The organism is Pseudomonas sp. IT-196MI5 (assembly GCF_949767415.1).
GTDB lineage: Bacteria > Pseudomonadota > Gammaproteobacteria > Pseudomonadales > Pseudomonadaceae > Aquipseudomonas.
This window is the reverse complement of the sequence record NZ_CATKPZ010000020.1, coordinates 18,627-41,340: the sequence shown is the minus strand read 5'-3', so window position 1 is coordinate 41,340 and position 22,714 is coordinate 18,627. Positions and strand designations below refer to the sequence as shown.

Sequence of the window (22,714 nt, the reverse complement as noted above, 5' to 3'; positions counted from 1 at the left end):
TGGCTCGGCTGAATGGGCAGTCTAGCGCGGGGCGCTGGCTGGCGATATTTGGGGAATGAACGAGGCGACTGGCGGCACGGCATGACCGTGTTCGTCGCATTTGCAGGACAGGCGCTCACCGCTGTCGACGTTCATCAGGGTCAGGGCGCCGCCCCAGACGCAACCGGTGTCGAGGGCCGAAATACCCGGTTCGTTGCACTTGCCTTCCAGTGCGGCCCAGTGACCGAAGATGATTTTCACATCCCTGGTCTTGCGTTCCTTGTGCTGGAACCAGGGCTTGTAGCCAGCTGGTGCGGTATCGAGGCCTTCCTTGCTCTTGAGGTCGAGTTTGCCGTCGGCGGTGCAAAAACGCATACGGGTGAAATAGTTGGTGATCACCCGCAGGCGCGTCACGCCTTTGAGGTCGTTGTCCCATTTCGCCGGATCGTTGCCGTACATGCCATCGAGGTAAGGCGGCAACAGGTTGTCGTCACGCAATGCGGTCTCGACTTCGGCAGCCAACTTCAAGGCTTTGCGCAGCGACCACTGGGGGGGAATGCCGGCATGGACCAGTGCAACGTTGCGCTGTTCGTCGTAGTGCATGAGCTTTTGCTGGCGCAGCCACTCGAGCAGTTCGGCGCAATCCGGTGCTTCAACGATCTCGCGCAGGGTATCGGCTTTCTTCAGGCGTTCGATGTTGCGTCCGGCCGCCAGCAGGTGCAGGTCGTGGTTGCCGAGCACGCACACCAGCGATTCGCGAATGCTGTAGAGAAAGCGCAAGGTTTCCAGAGACTGCGGGCCGCGGTTGACCAGGTCGCCCACCAGCCACAGACGATCCCGTTGTGGGTCGAACGCCACTTGTTTGAGCAGGCATTGCAGGGCTTGAAGGCAGCCCTGCAGGTCACCGACAGCGTACGTCGCCATCAGTGCAGGGCTCCGGGCACCGCCAGGCGGAAGGGCGCGATGATGGCATCGAAATGTTTGCCGTCATCGGAAAGCATCTGATAGGTGCCTTGCATGGTGCCGACCTTGGTGGTCATGACCGTGCCGCTGCTGTAGGTGTGGCTCTTGCCAGGGTCGATCAACGGCTGCTGACCTACCACGCCTGCGCCGCGCACTTCTTCGACATGCCCGTTACCATCGGTGATGACCCAGTGCCGTGAAAGCAGTTTGGCAGGCAACTGGCCATTGTTTTGCACGGTGATGGTGTAGGCGAAGGCAAAGCGGTCGTGCTCGGGTTGCGATTGTTCTGCCAGATAGCGGGTGACGACGCTGACGTCGACCTGATAACGAGGATCGGACATGCAAGGGGCCTTAAAAACGAAGCAGGACGCGGGGCGTAGCTGATGGAGTTCAGTCTAGGCCAAGTATCGGGTAGTAGACCAGAGTGGCGTCCTACCCGATAGCGCTCATCGCCGGTCAGTCAGTGACAGGCTTTTGTGGCGCTTGCTCGCCGAGCTTGTCGGCCAGGCGCACGAAGGCGGCCAGGTCGAGTTGCTCGGGACGCAGGCTGCCATCGACGCCGGCGGCTTCGATTTCAGCATTGCTCAGCAGCAGCTTGAGGGTGTTACGCAGGGTTTTACGGCGCTGGTTGAAAGCTTCGCGCACGACGCGCTCCAGCAAGCGGTGATCCTTGGCCGGGTGCGGCAGCACCGCGTGGGGTACGAGGCGCACGATGGCTGAGTCGACTTTCGGTGGCGGGTTGAATGCCCCGGGGCCAACGTTGAACAGGTGCTCGACCCGGCAGTGGTACTGAACCATGATCGACAGGCGGCCCCAGTCACCTCCACCAGGGCCGGCAGCCAGACGCTCGACCACTTCCTTTTGCAGCATGAAGTGCATGTCGCGGATCAGGTGCGAGTTGTGCAGCAGGTGAAAAATCAGCGGCGTGGAGATGTTGTACGGCAGGTTGCCGACCACTCGCAGGCTCCCTGGCGCAGCATTAAGGCTGTTGAAGTCGAACTTCAGTGCATCGCCCTGATGCAGATTGAAATTGCTCTTGCCGGCAAACTGCTGGTTGAGTATCGGGATCAGGTCCTTGTCCAGTTCCACCACGTCGAGTTGCGCGCCGCTGCTGAGCAGGCCTTGGGTCAGTGCGCCCTGGCCCGGGCCGATTTCCAGCAGGCGGTCTTCTGCCTTGGCATGAATGGAACGCAGGATACGGTCGATAACGCCGGCATCGTGCAGGAAGTTCTGGCCAAAGCGTTTGCGCGCCTTGTGTTGGTATTGCTCGGTCATAAGCGGGTCTCGGCCATCTGGTAGGCGGTTTCCAGGGCGACTTGCAGGCTGCCGGTGTCGATCTTGCCGCTACCGGCCAAGTCCAGGGCAGTGCCGTGGTCGACCGAGGTGCGGATGATCGGCAAGCCGAGGGTCACGTTGACTGCTGCGCCGAAGCCTTTGTACTTCAGCACCGGCAGGCCCTGGTCGTGGTACATCGCCAGCACCGCATCGCAGTGCTCCAGATATTTGGGGGTAAACAGAGTGTCGGCGGGCAGGGGGCCGCGAAGGTCCATGCCCTCGCCGCGCAAGCGCTCTAATGTGGGTTCGATGATATCGATTTCTTCATGGCCCAGGTGTCCGCCTTCGCCGGCATGGGGATTGAGCCCGCAGACCAGGATACGTGGCTGGGCGATGCCGAATTTGTTTTGCAGGTCGGCGTGCAGGATTCGCGTGACGCGTTCCAGGCGCTCCGGTGTGATTGCATCGGCAATCTCGCGAAGGGGCAGGTGAGTGGTCACCAGGGCCACGCGCAAGCCACGTGTGGCCAGCATCATCACCACTTGTGCGGTGTGGGTCAGGTCGGCGAGGAATTCCGTGTGCCCGGAAAAGGCGATGCCGGATTCGTTGATCACGCCTTTGTGCACCGGAGCGGTGATCATGCCGGCAAAATCCCCGCTCAGGCAGCCCTGGCCGGCCCGGGTCAGGGTTTCCAGAACGAAGGCAGCGTTGGCCTTGTCCAGTTGCCCGGTGACGACCTTGGCATTGAGCGGTGTATCCCAGACATACAGGCTGTTGGCGGGCGCGGGTGCATCCGGCCAGTTGTCCGGTTTTACCGGCAGCAAGTCGACAGCCACGCCCAGTTGCGCGGCCCGCTCAGTGAGCAGGTCGCGGCTGGTAATGGCAATCAGGGGGTAGGGCTGGGCTTGCGAGGCGAGCAGCAGGCACAGGTCGGGACCTATGCCGGCTGGTTCACCGGGTGTCAGCGCGAAACGTTGGGGTTTCACTGGGCTGCCTGGTCGGCGCCAGGGAGTTTGATTTCCACGTACGCTTCGTCACGGATCTGACGCAGCCAGGTTTGCAGCTCTTCGTCGTATTTGCGGTTACGCAAAACGGTCATTGCTTGCTGCTCGCGAGCCTGTGTGGTGCTGTCGGTGGCGCGGCGCCCAAGGACTTCCAGGACGTGCCAGCCGTATTGAGTCTGGAACGGCCTGGACAGTTGACCTTGCGGGGTCTTGGCCATCACCGCACGGAACTCGGGTACCAGCGCGTTCGGGTCGACCCAGTTCAGGTCGCCACCGTTGAGGGCGGAACCCGGGTCTTCCGAGTAGCTTTTCGCCAGCTCGCCGAAATCTTCGCCAGCCTCGATACGGCTGTAGAGCGACTCGGCCAGGGCCTTGGTCTTCGCTTCGTCGCGGATCGGGCTCGGTTTAACCAGGATGTGGCGCACATGCACTTCATCGCGCATCTGGGTCTCGCCGCCACGCTTGCCGAGAATCTTCAGGATGATGAAGCCGCCTGGCGTGCGCATTGGCTGGGTGACATCACCTACCGGCATGGTGCTCAGCAGGCGATCGAACGGCGGAGGCAATTGAGCGGCTTTACGCCAGCCCATGTCGCCACCTTCCAGTGCGGTTTCGCTGGCAGATTTGGCGATGGCCAACTGACCGAAGTCAGCGCCCTGCTTGAGCTGCTGGTAAATCGCATCGGCCTGTTTGGCTGCATTCTGAATCGCATCGGAGTTGGCGCTTTCCGGCGTAGGAATCAGGATATTGGCCAGGTGGAACTCTTCGGACAGCTGCATTTTGCCCAGGTCGGACGCCAGGAAGTTCTTCACTTCCTGCTCGGAGACCTGAATGCGCTCGGCAACCCGACGCTGGCGCACGCGGCTGATGACCATTTCGCGGCGGATCTGCTCACGTGCGTCGTCGTAGGACAGACCGTCGCGAGTCAGGGCGGCGCGGAACTGCTCGACCGACATGTTGTTGCGCTGGGCGATGGTGCCGACTGCCTGGTTCAACTCTTCATCGGTAATGCGGATGCCGGAACGATCGCCGATCTGCAATTGCAGGTTTTCGACGATCAGGCGCTCAAGTACCTGCTGCTCCAGCACGCTGGCCGGCGGCACGGCAGAACCACGCTTGGCAATGGTTTGCTGAACGTCATGAACGCGCTGGTCCAGTTGGCTCTGCATGACCACGTCGTTGTCGACGATGGCCACCACCTTGTCGATGGACTGTACGGCGGCGCTGGCCGCCGTACTCAGGAGCAGCGCGCCCAGCATCAGCGGGCGCAGACAATCAGAAAGCTTGGTCTTCACGTTCACGATAACCTTGAATGCCTTTGTCGAGGAAACTCTCTGCCTTGGCGCCGGTAAGGCCGCCGAGTCCCTTCAGAACAATTTGGAGGAAGACGCCATGGTCGCCTTTTTCGTTTTGCGGTGCTTGCTGGCTGAACTCGTCATAATCAACGAAGTAACGGTTGATCAGGCGCAGTTTCCAGCAGCAGTTGTCGTACTCGAAACCACCGAATGCATCCAGGGTACGGTTACGGTTGTAGTCATACTGCCAGCGGCTGATAGCGCTCCATTGCGGCACGATCGGCCAGATCACCGAGAAGTCGTGTTGTTCGATCTTGTAGTAATCCTTCACGTAGCCAGGCTGGCCAGGGGTGCCGTAGTCGCCACCGCCCACAGTCCATTTACCGGTGTTCTGGTCGTAACGGACCTGGTCATTGCGATAGCGGTAGCCGAAGTTGACGATCTTGTTCGGATTGTCTTCAGGCTGGTAGTGGAACATCGCGCTGCCCGAGCGAGGGCTGCGGCTGTCCGGGTCCCAGTTGTAGTCGGCTGTGGTGCGCCAGTCGCGGTTCCAGCGATATTCGTATTCCAGTGCGTACGGCGAAACGCTGGAATGGGCATCGGCGCGGGTTTTTGCATCGATCCCCGGCAACTGAACTTCGCGGTCCTTGAAGTATAAGGCCTGGCCAACACTGATGCGTTGACGCTCGAAACCGTTGTCTTCGATCCAGCGGCTGGTCACGCCCAGGGACAGTTTGTTCTCGTCGCCGACACGGTCGGAGCCGGAGAAACGGTTGTCACGGAACAGCGACGCATAATTGAAGGTGTATTCGGTGGTATCGAATACCGGGATGTCTTCCTGGTCGACCTCAGGTACGTACAGGTAGAACAGGCGCGGTTCGAGGGTCTGGCGATAGTTCTTGCCGAAATACTGGGTATTGCGATCGAAGTACAGGCCGCTGTCGATGCTGGCGATCGGCACGCCGCGATTCTGGTTGCTGTCAAACGTTCCCAGGAGCTTGTCCTGTTCTGCGGTCTGACTGGCAATCTGACCTTTGCCAGTGCTGTCCAGATCCAGTTGGTACTGGGTGTACTGGTACTTGAGCTTCGGTGTCAGGAAACCGTACGTCGTGTTCATCGGCAGGCTCATGGCAGGCGCGAGATTCAGGCGGTCGCCATTGGCGCGAGCCAGACCTTGAACGTTGGTATCGAGACGGGGAGAGCCAACACCGTCTTCATCGAAGTATGTTCCGTTCTGCAGATCCCGGTCAAACCGCACGAGTTCAGTGTTGTACGTGAAGTCCAGGCCTTCTGGATGATAAGGCAGCATGCCGTCGAGCGTGAGCTGCGGCAGGCGGTCGTACGGCGTAATGTTCGACACGCTCGCCAGTTCGTATGCCTGGGCGTTCAAGCGAGCGGAATAGCTGTCGCCACGATAGGTCACGGAACCCTGTTGGTTCACGTAGTCACTGCTTTTCACGCCAATCTGGTCGGTCTGCAGATCCTGGAAGTAATACGGATCGCTGATCTTGGTGTAGTCGACTTGCGTCAGCACTCGCGAGTCGAGACCGCCCTTGTGCTGCCAGTTGTACATGTAGCGGGTTTTTTCGGCGTCTGACTGCTTGTCGCGCTCGTCGCTTTCGTCGTTGAGGTACGCCGCACCGAACTGGCCTTCGCTGGACTTGGTCAGGTAGCGGAATTCGCCTTCCATCAACAAGCCGTGCTTTTCCATGTAGCGCGGGTACAACGTGGCATCGTAGTTCGGCGCCAGGTTGAAGTAGTACGGGGTGACCAGCATGAAGCCGGTATCGCTGCCGGTGCCAATGGTCGGCGGCAGGAAACCGGACTGGCGACGGTCGTCGATCGGGAAATAGATGTACGGCGTGTACAGAACCGGAATGTCCTTGACCCGCAGCGTCACGTTGGTCGCCGTACCGAAGCCGGTGGCCGGGTTCAGGGTGATGTTGTTGCCCTTGAGCTGCCAGGCGTTGCTGTTCGGTTCGCACGTGGTGTACGTACCATCCTTGAGGCGGATGATCGCGTTCTCGGCACGTTTGGCGTACAGCGCATTACCGCGGATGCGGGATTTGTGCATCACGTATTCGGCGTTGTCGACCTTGGCTTCACCGGTGTCGAGCTGCACGTCGGCGTGGTCGCCGACGATCAGCGCGCCGTTGTCGCGAATGCGCACGTTGCCGTTCAGGTCGCCACGGCTCTCGGCCTGGTACAGGTTGGCTTCGTCGGCTTCGACCTGCATGCTGCCCTGGCGCATGACAACGTCGCCGGCCAGGGTCGCGACCTGCTCATCCTGCTTATAGCGGGAGGCTTTTGCGCCGATAAAGGTTGGAGCGTCACTTTTATTCGTCTTGTCATCCATGCCAGGACGAATCGGTTCGATATAGGAACCAGAGCAATAAGGGCCGGTTTCGGCCAATTGTGCGGCGGTGAGCTGCTCGCGGGGAACCCAGTCGAGGTGACTGTAGTCTGCGCTACGCGACTTCAGGCCACGGCCTTTGGATTCGGTGACCAGCACCGGCTTGGCGCCAGCGTCTTCGCTGGAACCGCTCTCGGCCGGGGCTTCGCCGGTGGCGGAAACTGCGCTGCCGTCATGAACGGGACGCGGTGGCAAAGCCGCCGCCGGCGCCTTTGGCGCACAGTCCCAGGAACCCGAAGCAGAGACTGAACAGTCAAACTGTTCCGCGGCGACCACATAGGAAGTGGCAAGGGGTTGCAGCGCCAGCAAACTGCCGGTAACCAACAACGGAAATTTTTTACGAAACGCGGGGGATTTCAATGCCATCTTATTAGTCCGGGCTTCCTGCGTGCCATCTGCCCGCGGTGTGGGCCGCACGCCTCTCGATGGTCTGAAAAAGATGCTGGATAATAAAGCATGACCCGCTTGACGGCTAGCGCCGTCGGAGACCCTTGCAATGCCTGATCAAGATGTACGCTTGCAACACCTGAAAGTTTGGCTCGATGAACAATTGGCGACCTTTTTTGCCGAGCAACGTTGGGGCGCCGTCCCCCCGTCCACGTTGACTGCGGCCAGCAGCGACGCAAGTTTCCGGCGGTATTTTCGCTGGGAAGGAGGTGACAAAAGTTTCATCGTGATGGACGCGCCGCCACCTCAGGAAAACTGTAAACCCTTCGTGGATATCGCCTTTTTGCTGGCGAAATCCGGAATAAATGTGCCGAAAATTTATGCCGAAGATCTCGAGCGCGGTTTTCTTTTGCTCAATGACTTGGGCAACAAGACCTATCTGGACGTCATCGACAGCGAAAACGCCGACAATTTGTTCAACGATGCCCTGCAAGCATTGCTGGCCTTCCAGCAGTTGCCGATGATTGCACCATTGCCGAGCTATGACGTGGCCTTGCTGCGTCGTGAGCTGGAACTGTTCCCCGAGTGGTACGTGAAGCGTGAATTGGGCATCGAATTCGACGCGGCGCAGCAAGTGCTCTGGCAGCAGGTCAGCGAACTGTTGATCGACAGCGCCCTGGCACAGCCAAAAGTCCTGGTGCATCGCGACTACATGCCGCGCAATCTGATGCTCAGCGAGCCCAATCCCGGTGTGCTGGATTTCCAGGATGCGGTGTATGGCCCGGTGACCTACGACGTGACCTGCCTGTTCAAGGATGCATTTCTCAGCTGGCCGCAAGAACGGGTTCACGGCTGGCTCGAAAGCTACTGGCAGCAAGCGGGCGCCCTCGGTATTCCGGTTCAGCCCGAGTTCGAGGATTTTCTGCGTGCCAGCGACTTGATGGGGGTGCAACGTCACCTGAAAGTCATCGGTATTTTTGCGCGCATCTGCCATCGCGACGGCAAACCGCGATATCTGGGCGATGTGCCACGTTTCTTTGCGTACATAGAAGCGGTGATCGCTCGCCGCCCTGAACTGGCCGAGCTGGATGTGTTGCTGGCCAGCCTGCGCGCCGGAGTGAAAGCATGAAGGCAATGATTCTGGCAGCGGGCAAAGGCGAGCGCATGCGCCCGCTGACCCTGACCACGCCAAAACCGCTGGTTCGTGCAGGCGGCGTGCCGCTGATCGAATATCACCTGCGAGCACTGGCCGCGGCCGGGTTCACCGACATCGTGATCAATCACGCCTGGCTTGGTCGGCAGATCGAAGACTACCTGGGCGATGGATCGCGCTATGGCGTGAGCATTCAGTACTCCGCGGAAGGTGAGCCCCTGGAAACCGGCGGCGGGATTTTCCGCGCATTGCCGTTGCTGGGGGATGAAGCGTTTGTGGTGGTCAATGGCGACATCTGGACCGATTACGACTTCAGTGTGCTGCATCAGCCCATCAACGGCCTGGCGCACCTGGTACTGGCCAGCAACCCGCCCCATCATCCGGCCGGGGACTTCAGCCTGGTCGGAACCCAGGTGCGCGACGGTCAGCCGGAATCAGCCACCCTGACTTACAGCGGCATCGCCGTGTTGCATCCGCAGTTGTTCGACGGTTGCACCGCGGGGGCCTTCAAGCTCGCGCCGTTGTTGCGCAAGGCCATGGCTGAGGGGCAGGTGACCGGCGAGCAATTGAGAGGGCACTGGGTCGATGTCGGCACTCATGAGCGTCTGGCCGAAGTTGAAACATTAATCGAAGCGAGCCGCTGACATGTTGTGGCCAGGGACTCTGATTGGAGCCGGAGCAGGCTTTGCCATAGCCAGTATTCCGGGGGCCTTGCTCGGCGCGTTGTTGGGGCAGGCGCTGGACCGGCGCTTGCACCTGCAGAGCTGGGGACATTTGCGGGAAAAGCTGGGCGGTCGCCCGGTGCTGCGTAACGATGAATTGCTGTTTGTCCTGTTGGGGCGCCTGGCCAAGTGCGATGGCCAGGTGGTGGCTGGGCACATCGATCAGGCCCGAGCGGAAATGCGCGCGCTGGACATGTCCGAGCCGGCCCGGCGTCGTGCGATTGCCGCGTTCAATCGCGGCAAATCGGGCCGCGATCGGCTACGCGGTTATCTGCGTCGCCTGAGTGCCCAGCCCTATGCGGCGGAAGGCGTGTTGCGCGCCTGCTGGCGAATGGTGTGGGCCGATGGTCGTGCCGGCCGCCGTGAACGTGAGTTGATCGGCCAATGGGGCCAGTGGCTGGGCTGGACGCCACGCCAGGTGCAAGCGCTGGCCCACGACTATGAGCCGCAGAAGCGACCCCTGACCAACAGCGTGCCAAGTTATGAGGACGCCTTGAGGCTTTTGGGGGTGTCGTCCACCACTGAGCCGGCGCAGATCAAGCGTGCCTATCGACGCCTGCTCAGCCGCCATCATCCGGACAAGATTGCCGGCAGTGGCGCAACGGCGATGCAGGTTCGTGAGGCTACCGAGAGAACGCGTGAGCTGCATAACGCCTACACGCTGATTCGGGAGCGGCGGGATTTTCGTTAGTCCGGAAGGTTTGCCTCGCCAGTGATACCGCTATCGCGAGCAAGCTCGCTCCCACAGGTTTTGTGTCGATAACAAAAATTGTGTTCGACGTTAATCCTGTGGGAGCGAGCTTGCTCGCGATGAAGGCGACACAGTCTTTCAGTCTGTCGCAGGCTGCGGATTCAACCAACCCCGCACTCGCCGGAACAGTTGCTCCTGTTCGGCCCTGGTATCCGGCAACGCCTTGAGCGCGACCTGGCTGAATGCCGATGACTTCAAACGCTTGCTGGCCTGCAGGCGTTCCAGTGCTGCGTTGCGATCTGGCGCTTTGTCGTTGTAGTAAATATCTGCGATCGGCAGTTTCAGGGTCGGGGTCAGCTCCGCCAACCCGGGCGTTGCCACTACCGGTGTCCGGGCAGCAACCATCACCAGCTTTTCGACCTGCGATGGCTGCTTCTCGCTCAGGTAGCGCGCGGCCCAATAGGCGCCGGAACCATGCCCCAACACCACGATACTGCGGACGCTTTGCTGTTCGGCGAAGGCGAGTGCGGCGTCGATCCGGGCGAAGATGCGCTCGGCATCGGCCTTGGACTGCTCCTCAGTGGTTTCGGCGATGACCTTGTCGGCCACATCGGCCTCGCCACCGGCCACCTGTTCAATGGGGGCCGCGGTGGTCGAGTCTTTGCTGCCGGTTTCGGGGGGCTTGGGAGCCGGCGCTGCTTCCACGATTCGTGGCGCAATGGCATCGCTTTGCAGGTCCGGCAAGGTGATACTCAGGCTGCTCCACTCGGCGTCCGGTAGTTTGCGCCGCAAAGGGCCAACCGCTTGCGGCCAGTCAACGGTTTCGCCGGCACCGGGGATAATAATCACCACGCCTTTGGGGTCGGGGGTATTGGCCGGTTTCCACAAGGCCAGAAACGTGTCGGTGCCCGCTTGCAGTTGTTGCTGTTCCTGAGCCGGGATTTTTCGCTCAAGTGCAGTCGTTTCTTCCTGACTACGCTCAGGCATCGGCTGACGTTCGAGTGGTTTTTCTTCGGCGGTTTTTTCTGCTGCTGCAGGCGCCGGGTCGGCCGCCTCGACGGAAAAAGCGCATGGCAGGATCAGCGACAGGCACAATGCTGGCAGTGCCAGGCGGTAGACAGGGGGCATTGGATATTCCAGGCCAGAAGTTGTTCCGGCAGCCTAATGGGTTGGTCAGTATTTGTCAGTGTGTGAGAGTTCAATGATGCGTTTACGCTGCCTGTGGGTTATCGGCTGTTTGTGGTTTCCCTTGATGGGTTGGGCGGCGGCCATGCCCTCGGAGCACGTTGCCCAACTGACCCCGAAACAACAGCACTGGCTGGCGCAGCAGGTCGAGTTGCGGGTCGGCGTGGTGTTGCAGGCGCCCTATGCGCAATATGATCGCCGCTTGCAGCGCCTGTCCGGGGTGAATGTCGACTTGATGAAGTGGCTGGCAAAGACCCTCAACGTCGAACTGAGCTGGCGCAACTTTCCCGACCTTGAACAACTGGAGGCGGCTGCACGCGAGGGCGAAATCGACATCGCCCCAGGGCTGACCCAAACCCCTGGCGGATTGCGCCTCTGGCAGTTTTCCGACCCTTACATGCGAGTGCCGCAACTGGTGGTCAGCGACCAGAAAAGCGCCGGCGCTGTCGAACTGGAAAAGCTCGACAGCCAGACCCGCGTCGCCGTGCGCATGCCCAGCGCCATCGCCGACTACCTGCGTAGCAACTATCCGCACCTGAATCTGCAAGGCGTCCCGATGGAGCGTCAGGCATTGCAATTACTGACTGGCCAGCAGGCGGGTTATGCGGTGGTTGATGAGGCGCAATTGGGCCGACTGTCCGTCGAGCCGGAGTTCGCCGGGTTGGTGGTGGTCGGGGATGTCGGCCTGCCGCAGCTGCTGCGAGTGGCCACGCGCCGCGACAAGCCGGAACTGGCGGGCATCGTCGAAAGTGCATTGCGGGCGATCCCGGCCAAGGATCTGGAGCAATTGCACAATCAATGGCTGCAACCCAAATATCCGCGGCTCACCGAGTCTCCGGGGTTCTGGCAAAACCTCTGCCTGTTGCTGGCTGTGCTGGCGTTGAGTTGCATGGCTATCGTGTTCTGGCAGCGTCGCCAGCAGCACAGCCTGGAACAACGCTTGATGGCCGCGCAGGAAGACATTGCCTTGCGCGCCGCCAGCGAAGAGGCGTTGCGGCTCACCCAGTTTTCCATCGATCAAAGCACTGTCGGTATCCTCTGGGTCAACTGGGACAGCCACGTGCGCTACGCCAACCGCGCGGCGGAAAGCATGCTTGGCTATCCGGCTGGCGGGATCATTGATCGGCCCTTGATCGATTTCGAACCCGGCCTGCACATGGACCGCTGGCTGAACCTGTGGAAGCGCGCCAGGGCCAGTGAAGACGGCCCGCAAAGCTTCGAAACCAACTGCGTGCGCGCCGACGGGAGCATTCTGCCGACCGATGTCTCGTTGAGTTTTCTGCGCTTTCGCGATGGCGAATACCTGGTGGTTTACCTCAACGACGTTACCGAGCGGCGCCGCGCCCTGGCCGCTTTGCAGGAAAGTGAGGCGCGGCTGCAAGGCATCGCCGCCAATGTTCCGGGGCTGGTATTCCGCCTGGAGCGGGCGCCGGTGACCGGTCAGATCGACTTTGCCTACATCAGCGAAGGCAGCGAAAGCCTGGTGGGTTACTCGCCGGCCACGCTGGCGCATCGCGACAAAGGCCTGCGCAGCCTCGTGCATCCGGATGACAGGGCCAGCTATCACCAGACCCAGGATCATGCGCTGGATACCGACAGCGACTGGTCGTGGCAAGGCCGAATTCTTACGCGCCAGGGCGAACAGCGCTGGGCGGAAATCAAGGCCATCACCCGCCGGCTGGAAGACGGCACGTATGTCTGGGACGGCATCGTCTGGGACATCAGCGAGAGCAAGCGCATCGAACTTGAACTGGCCAGCTCCCGGGAACAACTGCGTGAGTTGTCTGCGCACCTGGAAAGCGTGCGCGAAGAAGAAAAGGCGCGTATCGCCCGGGAAGTTCACGATGAGCTGGGTCAGATGCTGACCGTGCTCAAGCTGGAAACCTCCATGTGCGAACTGGCTTACGCGCAGCTTGATCCGGGTCTGAACGAGCGCTTGAACAGCATGAAGCGCTTGATCGCTCAGTTGTTTCAGTTGGTCCGCGATGTGGCCACGGCATTGCGACCGCCGATCCTCGACGCTGGCATCGCCTCGGCCATTGAGTGGCAGGCCCGCCGATTCGAGGCGCGCACGCAGATCCCGTGTCTGGTGCAGGTGCCAGACAATTTGCCAGTGCTCAGCGACGCCAAGGCTATCGGCCTGTTCCGGATCCTTCAGGAAGCGCTGACCAATGTCATGCGCCACGCCCAGGCGCATACTGTTGAACTGACGCTGGCGCTGGAAGGTGACGAGTTGTGTCTGACGGTCAGCGATGATGGCGTGGGATTTGTCGCCGCGCCAGGCAGGCCAACATCCTTTGGGATCGTCGGCATGCGCGAGCGGGTGTTGATTCTGGGCGGCGAGTTGTCGCTGGAGAGTGAACCGGGTGAGGGTACGACATTAGAAGTGCGCGTGCCTCTGGACGATGCCTGAAGAATTTGTGGTGTCTGTGCTGACGCTTTCGCGAGCAGGCTCGCTCCCACATTGGGTCTGAGGTGTTCATAAAGCCCCTGTGGGAGCGAGCCTGCTCGCGATAGATCTTGAATCTGGAGAAGAACGTGATCCGTGTACTGGTAGCCGAAGACCACACCATCGTCCGTGAAGGCATCAAGCAGCTGATTGGCCTGGCCAAGGATTTGCTGGTGGTGGGGGAGGCGAGCAATGGCGAGCAGTTGCTCGACACCTTGCGTCATGTGCCCTGCGAAGTGGTGTTGCTGGACATCTCCATGCCAGGCGTCAACGGTCTGGAAGCGATTCCGCGGATTCGCGCCCTGAATAATCCGCCAGCGATCCTGGTGTTGTCGATGCACGACGAAGCGCAGATGGCCGCCCGGGCGCTGAAGGTCGGGGCCGCCGGTTATGCAACCAAGGACAGCGACCCGGCACTGTTACTGACGGCGATTCGCAAAGTGGCGTCAGGCGGGCGTTATATCGACCCGGAACTGGCCGACCGCATGGTCTTCGAGGTCGGCCTGACCGACTCGCGTCCGTTGCACTCGTTGCTCTCCGAGCGCGAATTTTCCGTGTTCGAACGCCTGGCCCAGGGTGCCAACGTCAACGACATCGCCCAGCAACTGGCGCTGAGCAGCAAGACCATCAGCACCCACAAGGCGCGGCTGATGCAAAAGCTCAACATCACCTCGCTGGCGGAACTGGTGAAGTACGCGATGGAACACAAGCTCCTCTAAAGCACACAGCTGTACCTGTGGGAGCGAGCTTGCTCGCGATAGCGGCGGGTCAGTCAGCATTGATATTGAATGTAGCGCTGCCATCGCGAGCAAGCTCGCTCCCACAGGGCTCTCCATCGATTATCGGCATATCCAAAAGCGACATGTTTTTGCAGTGACTTTGCCAGTTCTTGCGGCTTGCAGCTGGAAGCGTGCTGCTGCCCTATCCATTCCCGCCATCCTTGTAGGGCAATCCCTACCCCGAACCTTCCATCCGGCTGAGCCCAATCTCTCTTGCCCCCCGATTTGCGCGGCCCCCAGCGTCCACTAGGCTTAGTCCCACAGCAGTCATCAATAACAAAGGTGTGGGTATGAGCCAGGTCGATTCAAGTGCAGGGGCCAATGATGTTCTGGTCAGCTTTCGTGGAGTGCAGAAGAGCTACGACGGCGAGAACCTGATCGTCAAAGACCTCAACCTGGACATTCGCAAAGGCGAATTCCTCACCTTGCTCGGGCCGTCCGGCTCCGGCAAGACCACCAGCCTGATGATGCTCGCCGGCTTCGAAACGCCGACCGCGGGCGAAATCCTGTTGGCCGGGCGCGCCATCAACAACGTGCCGCCGCACAAGCGCGACATCGGCATGGTGTTCCAGAACTACGCGTTGTTCCCGCACATGACGGTGGCCGAGAACCTGGCGTTCCCGCTGACCGTGCGCGGCATGAACAAGAGTGACGTCAGCGCCCGGGTCAAGCGGGTCCTGAGCATGGTCCAGCTCGACGCCTTCGCCCAGCGCTACCCGGCGCAGCTTTCCGGCGGTCAGCAACAGCGTGTGGCATTGGCCCGGGCGCTGGTGTTCGAGCCGCAACTGGTGCTGATGGACGAGCCCCTCGGCGCACTCGACAAGCAGCTGCGTGAACACATGCAGATGGAGATCAAGCACCTGCACCAGCGCCTGGGCGTCACCGTGGTCTACGTGACCCACGATCAGGGCGAAGCCCTGACCATGTCCGACCGTGTGGCGGTGTTCCACCAGGGCGAAATCCAGCAGATCGCGCCGCCGCGCACCCTCTACGAAGAGCCGAAGAATACCTTCGTCGCCAACTTCATCGGCGAGAACAACCGCCTCAATGGTCGCCTGCACAGTCAAACCGGCGACCGTTGCATTGTCGAACTCGGACGCGGCGAAAAGGTGGAGGCCCTGGCGGTCAACGTCGGCCAGACCGGCGAGCCTGTGACCCTGTCCATTCGTCCGGAGCGCGTGAGTCTCAATGGCTCCAGCGACCAATGCGTCAATCGCTTCTCCGGGCGAGTCGAGGAATTCATCTATCTGGGCGACCACGTCCGGGTTCGCATGGAAGTCTGCGGCAAGACCGACTTCTTCGTGAAACAACCGATTGCCGAGCTTGATCCCTCGCTCGCCGTCGGCGACGTGGTACCGCTTGGCTGGCAGGTCGAGCACGTTCGCGCGCTCGACCCTCTTTTAGAGGCGCATTGATCGCCCCGGCAACACCAACACCAACCCTGCACGTGGAGAGAACAATAAATGTTGAGATCCCTGAAATTCACCGCTTTGGCACTGGGCATGATGGGCGCGGCACACGCAATGGCGGCCGGCCCGGACCTGACCGTGGTGTCCTTTGGCGGGGCGAACAAGGCGGCTCAGGTCAAAGCCTTCTACGCACCGTGGGAAGCGGCAGGAAACGGCAAGATCGTGGCCGGCGAGTACAACGGCGAAATGGCCAAGGTCAAGGCCATGGTCGACACCAAAAGCGTGTCCTGGGATCTGGTAGAGGTTGAGTCGCCGGAGCTGTCCCGTGGTTGCGACGAAGACATGTTCGAGCAGCTCGATCCGAAGTTGTTCGGCAAGACCGAAGACTACGTCAAGGGCGCCATCCAGCCGTGCGGCGTGGGTTTCTTCGTGTGGTCGACCGTGCTGGCCTACAACGCCGATAAACTGAAAACCGCACCGACCAGTTGGGTGGATTTCTGGGACACCAAGCAGTTCCCGGGCAAGCGTGGCTTGCGTAAAGGCGCCAAGTACACACTGGAATTCGCACTGATGGCCGACGGCGTTGCGCCGAAAGACGTCTACAAAGTGCTGGCCGGTAAAGACGGTCAGGACCGCGCATTCAAGAAGCTCGATGAACTCAAGCCGAACATCCAGTGGTGGGAAGCCGGCGCACAACCGCCGCAATATCTCGCTTCCGGAGACGTGGTCATGAGCTCGGCCTACAACGGTCGTATCGCTGCCGTGCAGAAAGAAAGCAACCTGAAAGTCGTGTGGAACGGCGGTATCTACGACTTCGACGCATGGGCCATTCCGAAAGGTCTGGACAAGGCACGGGCCGAAGCGGCGAAGAAGTTCATCGCTTACTCGGTGATGCCACAGCAGCAGAAGACCTACTCGGAAAACATCGCCTACGGCCCGGCCAACACCCAAGCCGTACCGTTGCTGTCCAAGGATGTCCTGAAAGACATGCCGACCACCCCGGAAAATATCGCCAACCAGGTGCAGATCGACGTCAGCTTCTGGGCTGACAACGGCGAGCAACTGGAGCAGCGCTTCAATTCCTGGGCTGCCAAGTAAGACCGCACCGCGGGCTTACGCTGTAGGAGCGAGCTTGCTCGCGAAAGCGGTGGGTCAGTCAACATGGATATTGAATGTGATGGCCTCATCGCGAGCAAGCTCGCTCCCACAGGTTGCGGTGTTTCAACACAACAGAGGCAGTTCGCCGCCTCTGTAACGATCAAAGATTCCCGGAGTACGTCATGGCTATCGCCGTTCCCCTGAACGAGGGCACCAGCCCCACCTTGAAGCAGCGGCTCAAGCACGCCGAGCGGGTCAACCGCTGGAAGGCCCAGGCGTTGATCGCGCCGCTGGTGCTGTTTCTGTTGCTGGTGTTCCTGGTGCCGATCGTGGCGCTGCTCTACAAAAGCGTTGGCAACCCGGAAGTGGTCGGCGGCATGCCGCGCACCGTGACCGCCATCGCCAGTTGGGACGGCCGCGGCCTGCCCGCTGAACCGGTTTACAAAGCGGCGGCCGAAGACCTCGCCGACGCTCGCAAGAACCAGACCCTGGGCGATCTGTCCAAGCGCTTGAACATGGAGCTGGCCGGCTACCGCAGTCTGCTGACCAAAACTGCCCGTGCCTTGCCGCTCGCCACTGAGCCTGCTTCTTATAAAGAAGCGCTGGAAGGTCTCGATGAGCGCTGGGGCGACCCGGCCTACTGGCAAGCGGTGCGCCGCAACACCAGCAGCATCACCCCGTATTACCTGCTGGCGGCCGTCGATCATCGCATCGACGACCTCGGCGAAATCGCCCCGGCCACCCCGGACCAGGCGATCTACCTCGACATCTTCGCCCGCACCTTCTGGATGGGCCTGATCATCACCGTGATCTGCCTGGTGCTGGCGTATCCCCTGGCTTACCTGTTGGCGAACCTACCGTCGCGGCAGAGCAACCTGCTGATGATTCTGGTGTTGTTGCCGTTCTGGACGTCGATTCTGGTACGGGTCGCGGCGTGGATCGTGTTGCTGCAATCAGGTGGCTTGATCAACAGCGGCCTGATGGCTATGGGCATCATCGATAAGCCAATCGAGCTGGTGTTCAACCGTGTCGGTGTCTACATCTCGATGGTGCACATCCTGCTGCCGTTCATGATTCTGCCGATCTACAGCGTGATGAAAGGCATCTCGCCGACCTACATGCGTGCCGCGATTTCCCTCGGCTGCCATCCGTTCGCCAGTTTCTGGCGGGTGTACTTCCCGCAGACCTATGCCGGTGTCGGCGCCGGTTGCCTGTTGGTGTTCATCCTCGCCATCGGCTACTACATCACCCCGGCATTGCTGGGCAGCCCGAACGATCAAATGGTCAGCTACTTCGTCGCCTTCTACACCAACACCAGCATCAACTGGGGCATGGCGACCGCACTCGGTGGATTGTTGCTGCTGGCGACTGTGGTGCTTTATCTGATTTACAGCTGGCTGGTGGGCGCCAGCCGCCTGCGCCTGAGCTAAGGGGAGAACGAAATGCTGAGTCCTTATATGTCGCCCATCGAACGGGTGTGGTTCTACAGCTTGCGGATTCTCTGCGGCTTGATTCTGTTGTTCCTGATCCTGCCGGTACTGGTGATCATTCCACTGTCGTTCAACTCGGGGAGTTTTCTGGTCTATCCGTTGCAAGGCTTTTCGCTGCACTGGTACCAGGACTTCTTTGCCTCGGCGGAATGGATGCGTTCGTTGAAGAACAGCATCATCGTGGCCCCAGCGGCGACGGTACTGGCGATGATCTTCGGCACGCTGGCGGCGATCGGCCTGACCCGAGGCGATTTTCCGGGCAAGCCGCTGGTGATGGCGCTGGTGATTTCGCCGATGGTGGTGCCGGTGGTGATCATTGGTGTGGCCAGTTACCTGACCTTCGCTCCACTGGGATTTGGCAACAGCTATACCTCGTTGATCGTCGTGCATGCCGTGCTCGGTGTCCCGTTTGTGATCATTACCGTGTCGGCGACGTTGCAGGGGTTCAATCACAACCTGGTGCGGGCCGCTGCGAGCCTGGGCGCTTCACCGTTGACCACGTTCCGCCGGGTGACTTTGCCGCTGATCGCGCCGGGGGTGATCTCGGGGGCGTTGTTCGCCTTCGCGACTTCGTTCGATGAAGTGGTGGTGACGCTGTTCCTTGCAGGTCCCGAACAAGCGACCCTGCCACGGCAGATGTTCAGTGGCATCCGCGAAAACCTCAGCCCGACCATCGCTGCCGCCGCGACGCTGCTGATTGCCTTCTCGGTGATCCTGTTGCTGACCCTGGAATGGCTGCGCGGGCGAAGCGAGAAACTGCGTACTGCGCAGGTTTGAGCCTTCACACCAATCAACTGTAGGAGCGAGCTTGCTCGCGATGGTCGTCAACGATAACGCGGGCCTTCTGAATGCCCGCGTCGCACTCAGGTTCATCGCGAGCAAGCTCGCTCCTACAGTGTATTTTGGTGTTCCCGGAAAACTCGGTTACTCATGACCTGAATGGAAGACAACCCGCAATCCCCAGCTACTATTGTGCCCAGCTCCCCGATCTATAAGAGGCTGCGCACATGAGTCTTTTCTCTTTCAAAATCGCTCACAAACTGATCACCGGCGCAGATTCCATCGAGCAATTGTCTGCCGAGCTGGCGCGTCTGGACACCGACAACCCACTGATCGTCACTGATGCCGCTTTGGTGAAATCCGGCACAGTAGAACTGGCACTGGTGCAGATTGGCGAACGCAGATCGAGCGTTTGATGCGCAACAATCCGCGCAAGTTGAGTGCCGTCGATATCGAAAAGATCTATCGCGCGGCGTACCAGGGCTTCTGCCGTTGATGGATGATGGCAAGGTCCAATCATCGTGCTCACGGTGCGCGCGTCAAAGCATGAGGTATACAATGCGCGCCATCGTGATTCTGCTCAGAAAAGGTGCGTCATGCAGCCCTTCGTAATTGCTCCGTCGATTCTCTCCGCCGACTTCGCCCGCCTGGGTGAAGAAGTGGACAACGTCCTGGCCGCCGGCGCCGACTTCGTTCACTTCGATGTCATGGACAATCACTATGTGCCGAACCTGACCATCGGCCCGATGGTCTGCTCGGCGCTGCGCAAGTACGGCGTGACCGCGCCGATCGACGCGCACCTGATGGTCAGCCCGGTGGACCGCATCGTGGGCGACTTCATCGAAGCCGGGGCGACTTACATCACCTTCCACCCGGAAGCCACCCAGCACGTCGACCGCTCTCTGCAATTGATCCGCGAAGGCGGCTGCAAGTCGGGCCTGGTGTTCAACCCGGCGACCCCGCTGGACGTGCTCAAGTACGTGATGGACAAGGTCGACATGATCCTGCTGATGAGCGTCAACCCGGGCTTCGGCGGGCAGAAGTTCATCCCCGGCACCCTCGACAAACTGCGTGAAGCGCGGGCGTTGATCGATGCCTCCGGCCGTGACATTCGCCTGGAAATCGACGGCGGCGTAAACGTGAACAACATCCGCGAAATCGCGGCGGCCGGTGCCGACACCTTCGTTGCCGGCTCGGCCATCTTCAATGCGCCGAACTATCAGGAAGTCATCGACAAGATGCGTACCGAACTGGCGCTGGCTCGCCCATGAGTGGCTTTGAGCAGTTGTTCCCGGGGAAACTGCCGCGGTTGGTGATGTTCGATCTGGACGGTACGTTGATCGACTCGGTCCCGGATCTGGCAGTGGCTGTGGACAAGATGCTGCTCAAACTCGGTCGTAAGCCCGCCGGCCTGGACGCGGTACGTGAATGGGTCGGAAACGGCGCGCCAGTGCTGGTGCGTCGAGCGCTGGCTGGGGCTATCGATCATTCGACGGTCGATAACGCCGAGGCCGAACGGGCGCTGGAGTATTTCATGCAGGCTTATGGCGAGAGCCATGAGTTGACCGTGGTGTATCCCGGTGTGCGCGACACCCTCAAATGGTTGAAAAAGCAGGGCGTCGAGATGGCGCTGATCACTAACAAGCCGGAGCGCTTCGTCGCACCGCTGCTGGATCAGATGAAAATCGGCCGCTATTTCCGCTGGATCATCGGCGGCGACACCCTGCCACAGAAAAAGCCCGATCCGGCCGCGCTGTTTTTCGTGATGAAAATGGCCAACATTCCGGCTTCGCAGTCGTTGTTCGTCGGCGATTCGCGCAGCGATGTGCTGGCGGCGAAAGCGGCGGGGGTCAAATGCGTGGCCCTGAGTTACGGCTACAACCATGGCCGACCGATTGCCGAGGAATCCCCGGCGCTGGTGATCGACGATCTGCGCAAGCTAATTCCCGGTTGCCTCGCTACGGCCGCTGAGATAACGTTGCCCGACGCTTCTCAATCCCTTTCTGGAAACGCCATCGTGGTGGTCACTCGCAAACTCTGGATGAAAGTCATCAAGGCCCTGGCCCGCTGGCGTTGGCGCGCCTGACTTGATTCTGGCCGGTTATCCGGCGCGTTTGCATACCTGACTGTTCGACCCTCAAGCCACGAGGCACCTCATGATCCGCGAAGAATTCCTGCATTTGGCCGCTGCCGGCTACAACCGCATCCCGCTTGCCTGTGAAACCCTGGCCGACTTCGACACGCCGCTGTCGATCTACCTGAAACTGGCCGACGAGCCCAATTCCTACTTGCTGGAGTCCGTACAGGGCGGCGAGAAGTGGGGCCGTTACTCGATCATCGGCCTGCCGTGCCGCACCGTGCTGCGGGTTCACGATCATCACGTCAGCGTGACCGTCGATGGTGTCGAGACCGAAAGCCACGACGTGGAAGACCCGCTGGCCTTCGTCGAAACCTTCAAGGCCCGCTACAACGTGCCGACCATAGCCGGCCTGCCGCGTTTCAATGGCGGCCTGGTGGGTTACTTTGGTTATGACTGCGTGCGGTATGTGGAGAAGCGTCTGGGCAAGTGCCCGAACCCGGATCCGCTGGGCGTGCCGGACATTCTGCTGATGGTCTCCGACGCCGTGGTGGTGTTCGATAACCTGGCCGGCAAAATGCACGCAATCGTCCTGGCCGACCCGGCGCAGGAAGACGCCTTCGAACAAGGTCGTGCGCGCCTGGAAGAGCTGCTGGAAAAACTGCGTCAGCCGATCACCCCACGCCGTGGCCTGGACTTCAGCAAGCAACAATCGGCTGACCCGGTGTTCCGCTCCAGCTTCACCCAGGACGATTACGAAAAAGCCGTTGGCACGATCAAGGAATACATCCTGGCCGGTGACTGCATGCAGGTCGTGCCGTCCCAGCGCATGTCGATCGACTTCAAGGCGGCGCCGATCGATCTGTATCGCGCGCTACGCTGCTTCAACCCTACGCCTTACATGTACTTCTTCAATTTCGGCGACTTCCACGTCGTCGGCAGTTCGCCGGAAGTGCTGGTGCGGGTCGAAGACAACCTGATCACCGTGCGCCCGATTGCCGGCACCCGTCCGCGGGGCGCCAACGAAGAGGCTGACCTGGCGCTGGAAAAAGACCTGCTGTCGGACGACAAGGAAATCGCCGAACACTTGATGCTGATCGACCTCGGTCGCAACGACACCGGTCGCGTATCGGAAATCGGCTCGGTGAAGCTCACCGAGAAAATGGTCATCGAGCGTTACTCCAACGTGATGCACATCGTGTCCAACGTCACCGGGCAACTGAAAGCCGGACTGACGGCCATGGACGCGCTGCGGGCGATTCTGCCGGCGGGCACCTTGTCCGGCGCACCGAAGATTCGCGCGATGGAGATCATCGACGAACTGGAGCCGGTCAAGCGTGGCGTGTACGGCGGTGCGGTCGGTTACTTCGCCTGGAACGGCAATATGGACACTGCCATTGCGATCCGCACGGCGGTGATCAAGAACGGCGAACTGCATGTGCAGGCCGGTGGCGGCATCGTCGCCGACTCGGTACCGGCGCTGGAATGGGAAGAAACCCTGAACAAGCGCCGCGCGATGTTCCGCGCCGTTGCCCTGGCAGAGCAAACCCCGAATACCTGATCCA

Annotated in this window: 19 protein-coding genes and 2 pseudogenes; 14 read left to right on the top strand and 7 right to left on the bottom strand. The window is 60.5% G+C overall.

Annotation, left to right across the window (positions count from 1 at the left end; all coding sequences use genetic code 11):
- Positions 1 to 21: 21 nt before the first annotated feature.
- The 6 genes from ACM6IK_RS14140 to ACM6IK_RS14115 all read right to left on the bottom strand — a co-directional run bounded on the left by ACM6IK_RS14140 (position 22) and on the right by ACM6IK_RS14115 (position 7,295).
- Positions 22 to 903, bottom strand: coding sequence for a symmetrical bis(5'-nucleosyl)-tetraphosphatase (locus ACM6IK_RS14140; protein ID WP_414874830.1), 882 nt, complete (start codon positions 901 to 903; stop codon positions 22 to 24).
- Positions 903 to 1,283 carry a Co2+/Mg2+ efflux protein ApaG gene (apaG, locus tag ACM6IK_RS14135; protein ID WP_223456948.1) on the bottom strand — a complete coding sequence of 127 codons (381 nt, stop codon included), beginning with the start codon at positions 1,281 to 1,283 and terminating at the stop codon, positions 903 to 905. The genes ACM6IK_RS14140 and apaG overlap by 1 nt, the downstream gene beginning before the upstream one ends.
- A 115-nt stretch (positions 1,284 to 1,398) precedes the next feature.
- Positions 1,399 to 2,217 carry a 16S rRNA (adenine(1518)-N(6)/adenine(1519)-N(6))-dimethyltransferase RsmA gene (rsmA, locus tag ACM6IK_RS14130; RefSeq protein ID WP_414874829.1) on the bottom strand — a complete coding sequence of 273 codons (819 nt, stop codon included), beginning with the start codon at positions 2,215 to 2,217 and terminating at the stop codon, positions 1,399 to 1,401.
- Entirely contained in the window at positions 2,214 to 3,203 is a 990-nt protein-coding gene (pdxA, locus tag ACM6IK_RS14125; RefSeq protein WP_108216901.1) for a 4-hydroxythreonine-4-phosphate dehydrogenase PdxA, read from the bottom strand. The genes rsmA and pdxA overlap by 4 nt, the downstream gene beginning before the upstream one ends.
- Positions 3,200 to 4,516 carry a peptidylprolyl isomerase SurA gene (surA, locus tag ACM6IK_RS14120; RefSeq protein ID WP_414874828.1) on the bottom strand — a complete coding sequence of 439 codons (1,317 nt, stop codon included), beginning with the start codon at positions 4,514 to 4,516 and terminating at the stop codon, positions 3,200 to 3,202. The genes pdxA and surA overlap by 4 nt, the downstream gene beginning before the upstream one ends.
- The gene (locus ACM6IK_RS14115; RefSeq protein ID WP_414874827.1) at positions 4,497 to 7,295 is read right to left on the bottom strand and encodes an LPS-assembly protein LptD; all 2,799 of its coding nucleotides are present in this window, start codon (positions 7,293 to 7,295) and stop codon (positions 4,497 to 4,499) included. The genes surA and ACM6IK_RS14115 overlap by 20 nt, the downstream gene beginning before the upstream one ends.
- 130 nt (positions 7,296 to 7,425) lie before the next feature.
- Between ACM6IK_RS14115 and ACM6IK_RS14110 the strand changes: the two genes are divergently transcribed.
- Genes ACM6IK_RS14110 through ACM6IK_RS14100 form a run of 3 tightly spaced genes read left to right on the top strand, consistent with a single transcriptional unit; the run spans position 7,426 to position 9,882 of the window.
- Positions 7,426 to 8,445 carry an aminoglycoside phosphotransferase family protein gene (locus tag ACM6IK_RS14110; RefSeq protein WP_414874826.1) on the top strand — a complete coding sequence of 340 codons (1,020 nt, stop codon included), beginning with the start codon at positions 7,426 to 7,428 and terminating at the stop codon, positions 8,443 to 8,445.
- Positions 8,442 to 9,113 (top strand): N-acetylmuramate alpha-1-phosphate uridylyltransferase MurU, encoded by a 672-nt coding sequence (gene murU, locus ACM6IK_RS14105; RefSeq protein ID WP_414874825.1) that lies wholly within the window; start codon positions 8,442 to 8,444, stop codon positions 9,111 to 9,113. The genes ACM6IK_RS14110 and murU overlap by 4 nt, the downstream gene beginning before the upstream one ends.
- Before the next feature lies 1 nt (position 9,114).
- Positions 9,115 to 9,882, top strand: a complete 768-nt coding sequence (locus ACM6IK_RS14100) for a TerB family tellurite resistance protein (protein WP_414874824.1) — start codon at positions 9,115 to 9,117, stop codon at positions 9,880 to 9,882.
- A gap of 138 nt (positions 9,883 to 10,020) precedes the next feature.
- On the opposite strand, the gene ACM6IK_RS14095 is transcribed toward ACM6IK_RS14100, so the two are convergent.
- Positions 10,021 to 11,010, bottom strand: a complete 990-nt coding sequence (locus tag ACM6IK_RS14095) for an alpha/beta hydrolase family protein (RefSeq protein WP_414874823.1) — start codon at positions 11,008 to 11,010, stop codon at positions 10,021 to 10,023.
- Positions 11,011 to 11,083: 73 nt separating this feature from the next.
- Between ACM6IK_RS14095 and ACM6IK_RS14090 the strand changes: the two genes are divergently transcribed.
- From ACM6IK_RS14090 to trpE, 11 genes and pseudogenes are all read left to right on the top strand, one after another.
- Complete coding sequence (locus ACM6IK_RS14090) at positions 11,084 to 13,480, top strand: PAS domain S-box protein (protein WP_414874822.1); 2,397 nt, start codon at positions 11,084 to 11,086, stop codon at positions 13,478 to 13,480.
- Between the two features lie 125 nt (positions 13,481 to 13,605).
- The gene (locus ACM6IK_RS14085) at positions 13,606 to 14,235 is read left to right on the top strand and encodes a response regulator transcription factor (protein WP_008051638.1); all 630 of its coding nucleotides are present in this window, start codon (positions 13,606 to 13,608) and stop codon (positions 14,233 to 14,235) included.
- Positions 14,236 to 14,585: 350 nt separating this feature from the next.
- Positions 14,586 to 15,710, top strand: a complete 1,125-nt coding sequence (locus ACM6IK_RS14080; protein WP_046039490.1) for an ABC transporter ATP-binding protein — start codon at positions 14,586 to 14,588, stop codon at positions 15,708 to 15,710.
- Positions 15,711 to 15,758: 48 nt separating this feature from the next.
- Positions 15,759 to 16,802, top strand: coding sequence for an ABC transporter substrate-binding protein (locus ACM6IK_RS14075; RefSeq protein WP_218431071.1), 1,044 nt, complete (start codon positions 15,759 to 15,761; stop codon positions 16,800 to 16,802).
- 182 nt (positions 16,803 to 16,984) lie between these two features.
- Positions 16,985 to 18,232, top strand: a complete 1,248-nt coding sequence (locus ACM6IK_RS14070) for an ABC transporter permease (protein ID WP_108216892.1) — start codon at positions 16,985 to 16,987, stop codon at positions 18,230 to 18,232.
- Between the two features lie 12 nt (positions 18,233 to 18,244).
- A complete protein-coding gene (locus tag ACM6IK_RS14065) occupies positions 18,245 to 19,069 on the top strand; it encodes an ABC transporter permease (RefSeq protein WP_007986034.1) in 825 nt (274 codons plus the stop codon).
- Positions 19,070 to 19,109: 40 nt separating this feature from the next.
- A pseudogene (locus ACM6IK_RS14060) lies at positions 19,110 to 19,208 on the top strand (outer membrane lipoprotein carrier protein LolA); the annotation flags it as partial.
- Positions 19,209 to 19,299: 91 nt separating this feature from the next.
- A pseudogene (locus ACM6IK_RS14055) lies at positions 19,300 to 19,473 on the top strand (alcohol dehydrogenase); the annotation flags it as partial.
- Positions 19,474 to 19,668: 195 nt separating this feature from the next.
- Positions 19,669 to 20,343: a ribulose-phosphate 3-epimerase gene (gene rpe, locus ACM6IK_RS14050; RefSeq protein WP_108216891.1), complete on the top strand. Its 675-nt coding sequence runs from the start codon at positions 19,669 to 19,671 to the stop codon at positions 20,341 to 20,343.
- The gene (locus ACM6IK_RS14045) at positions 20,340 to 21,158 is read left to right on the top strand and encodes a phosphoglycolate phosphatase (RefSeq protein WP_414874821.1); all 819 of its coding nucleotides are present in this window, start codon (positions 20,340 to 20,342) and stop codon (positions 21,156 to 21,158) included. The genes rpe and ACM6IK_RS14045 overlap by 4 nt, the downstream gene beginning before the upstream one ends.
- Before the next feature lie 70 nt (positions 21,159 to 21,228).
- Positions 21,229 to 22,710, top strand: coding sequence for an anthranilate synthase component I (gene trpE, locus ACM6IK_RS14040; RefSeq protein ID WP_414874820.1), 1,482 nt, complete (start codon positions 21,229 to 21,231; stop codon positions 22,708 to 22,710).
- Positions 22,711 to 22,714 lie beyond the last annotated feature (4 nt).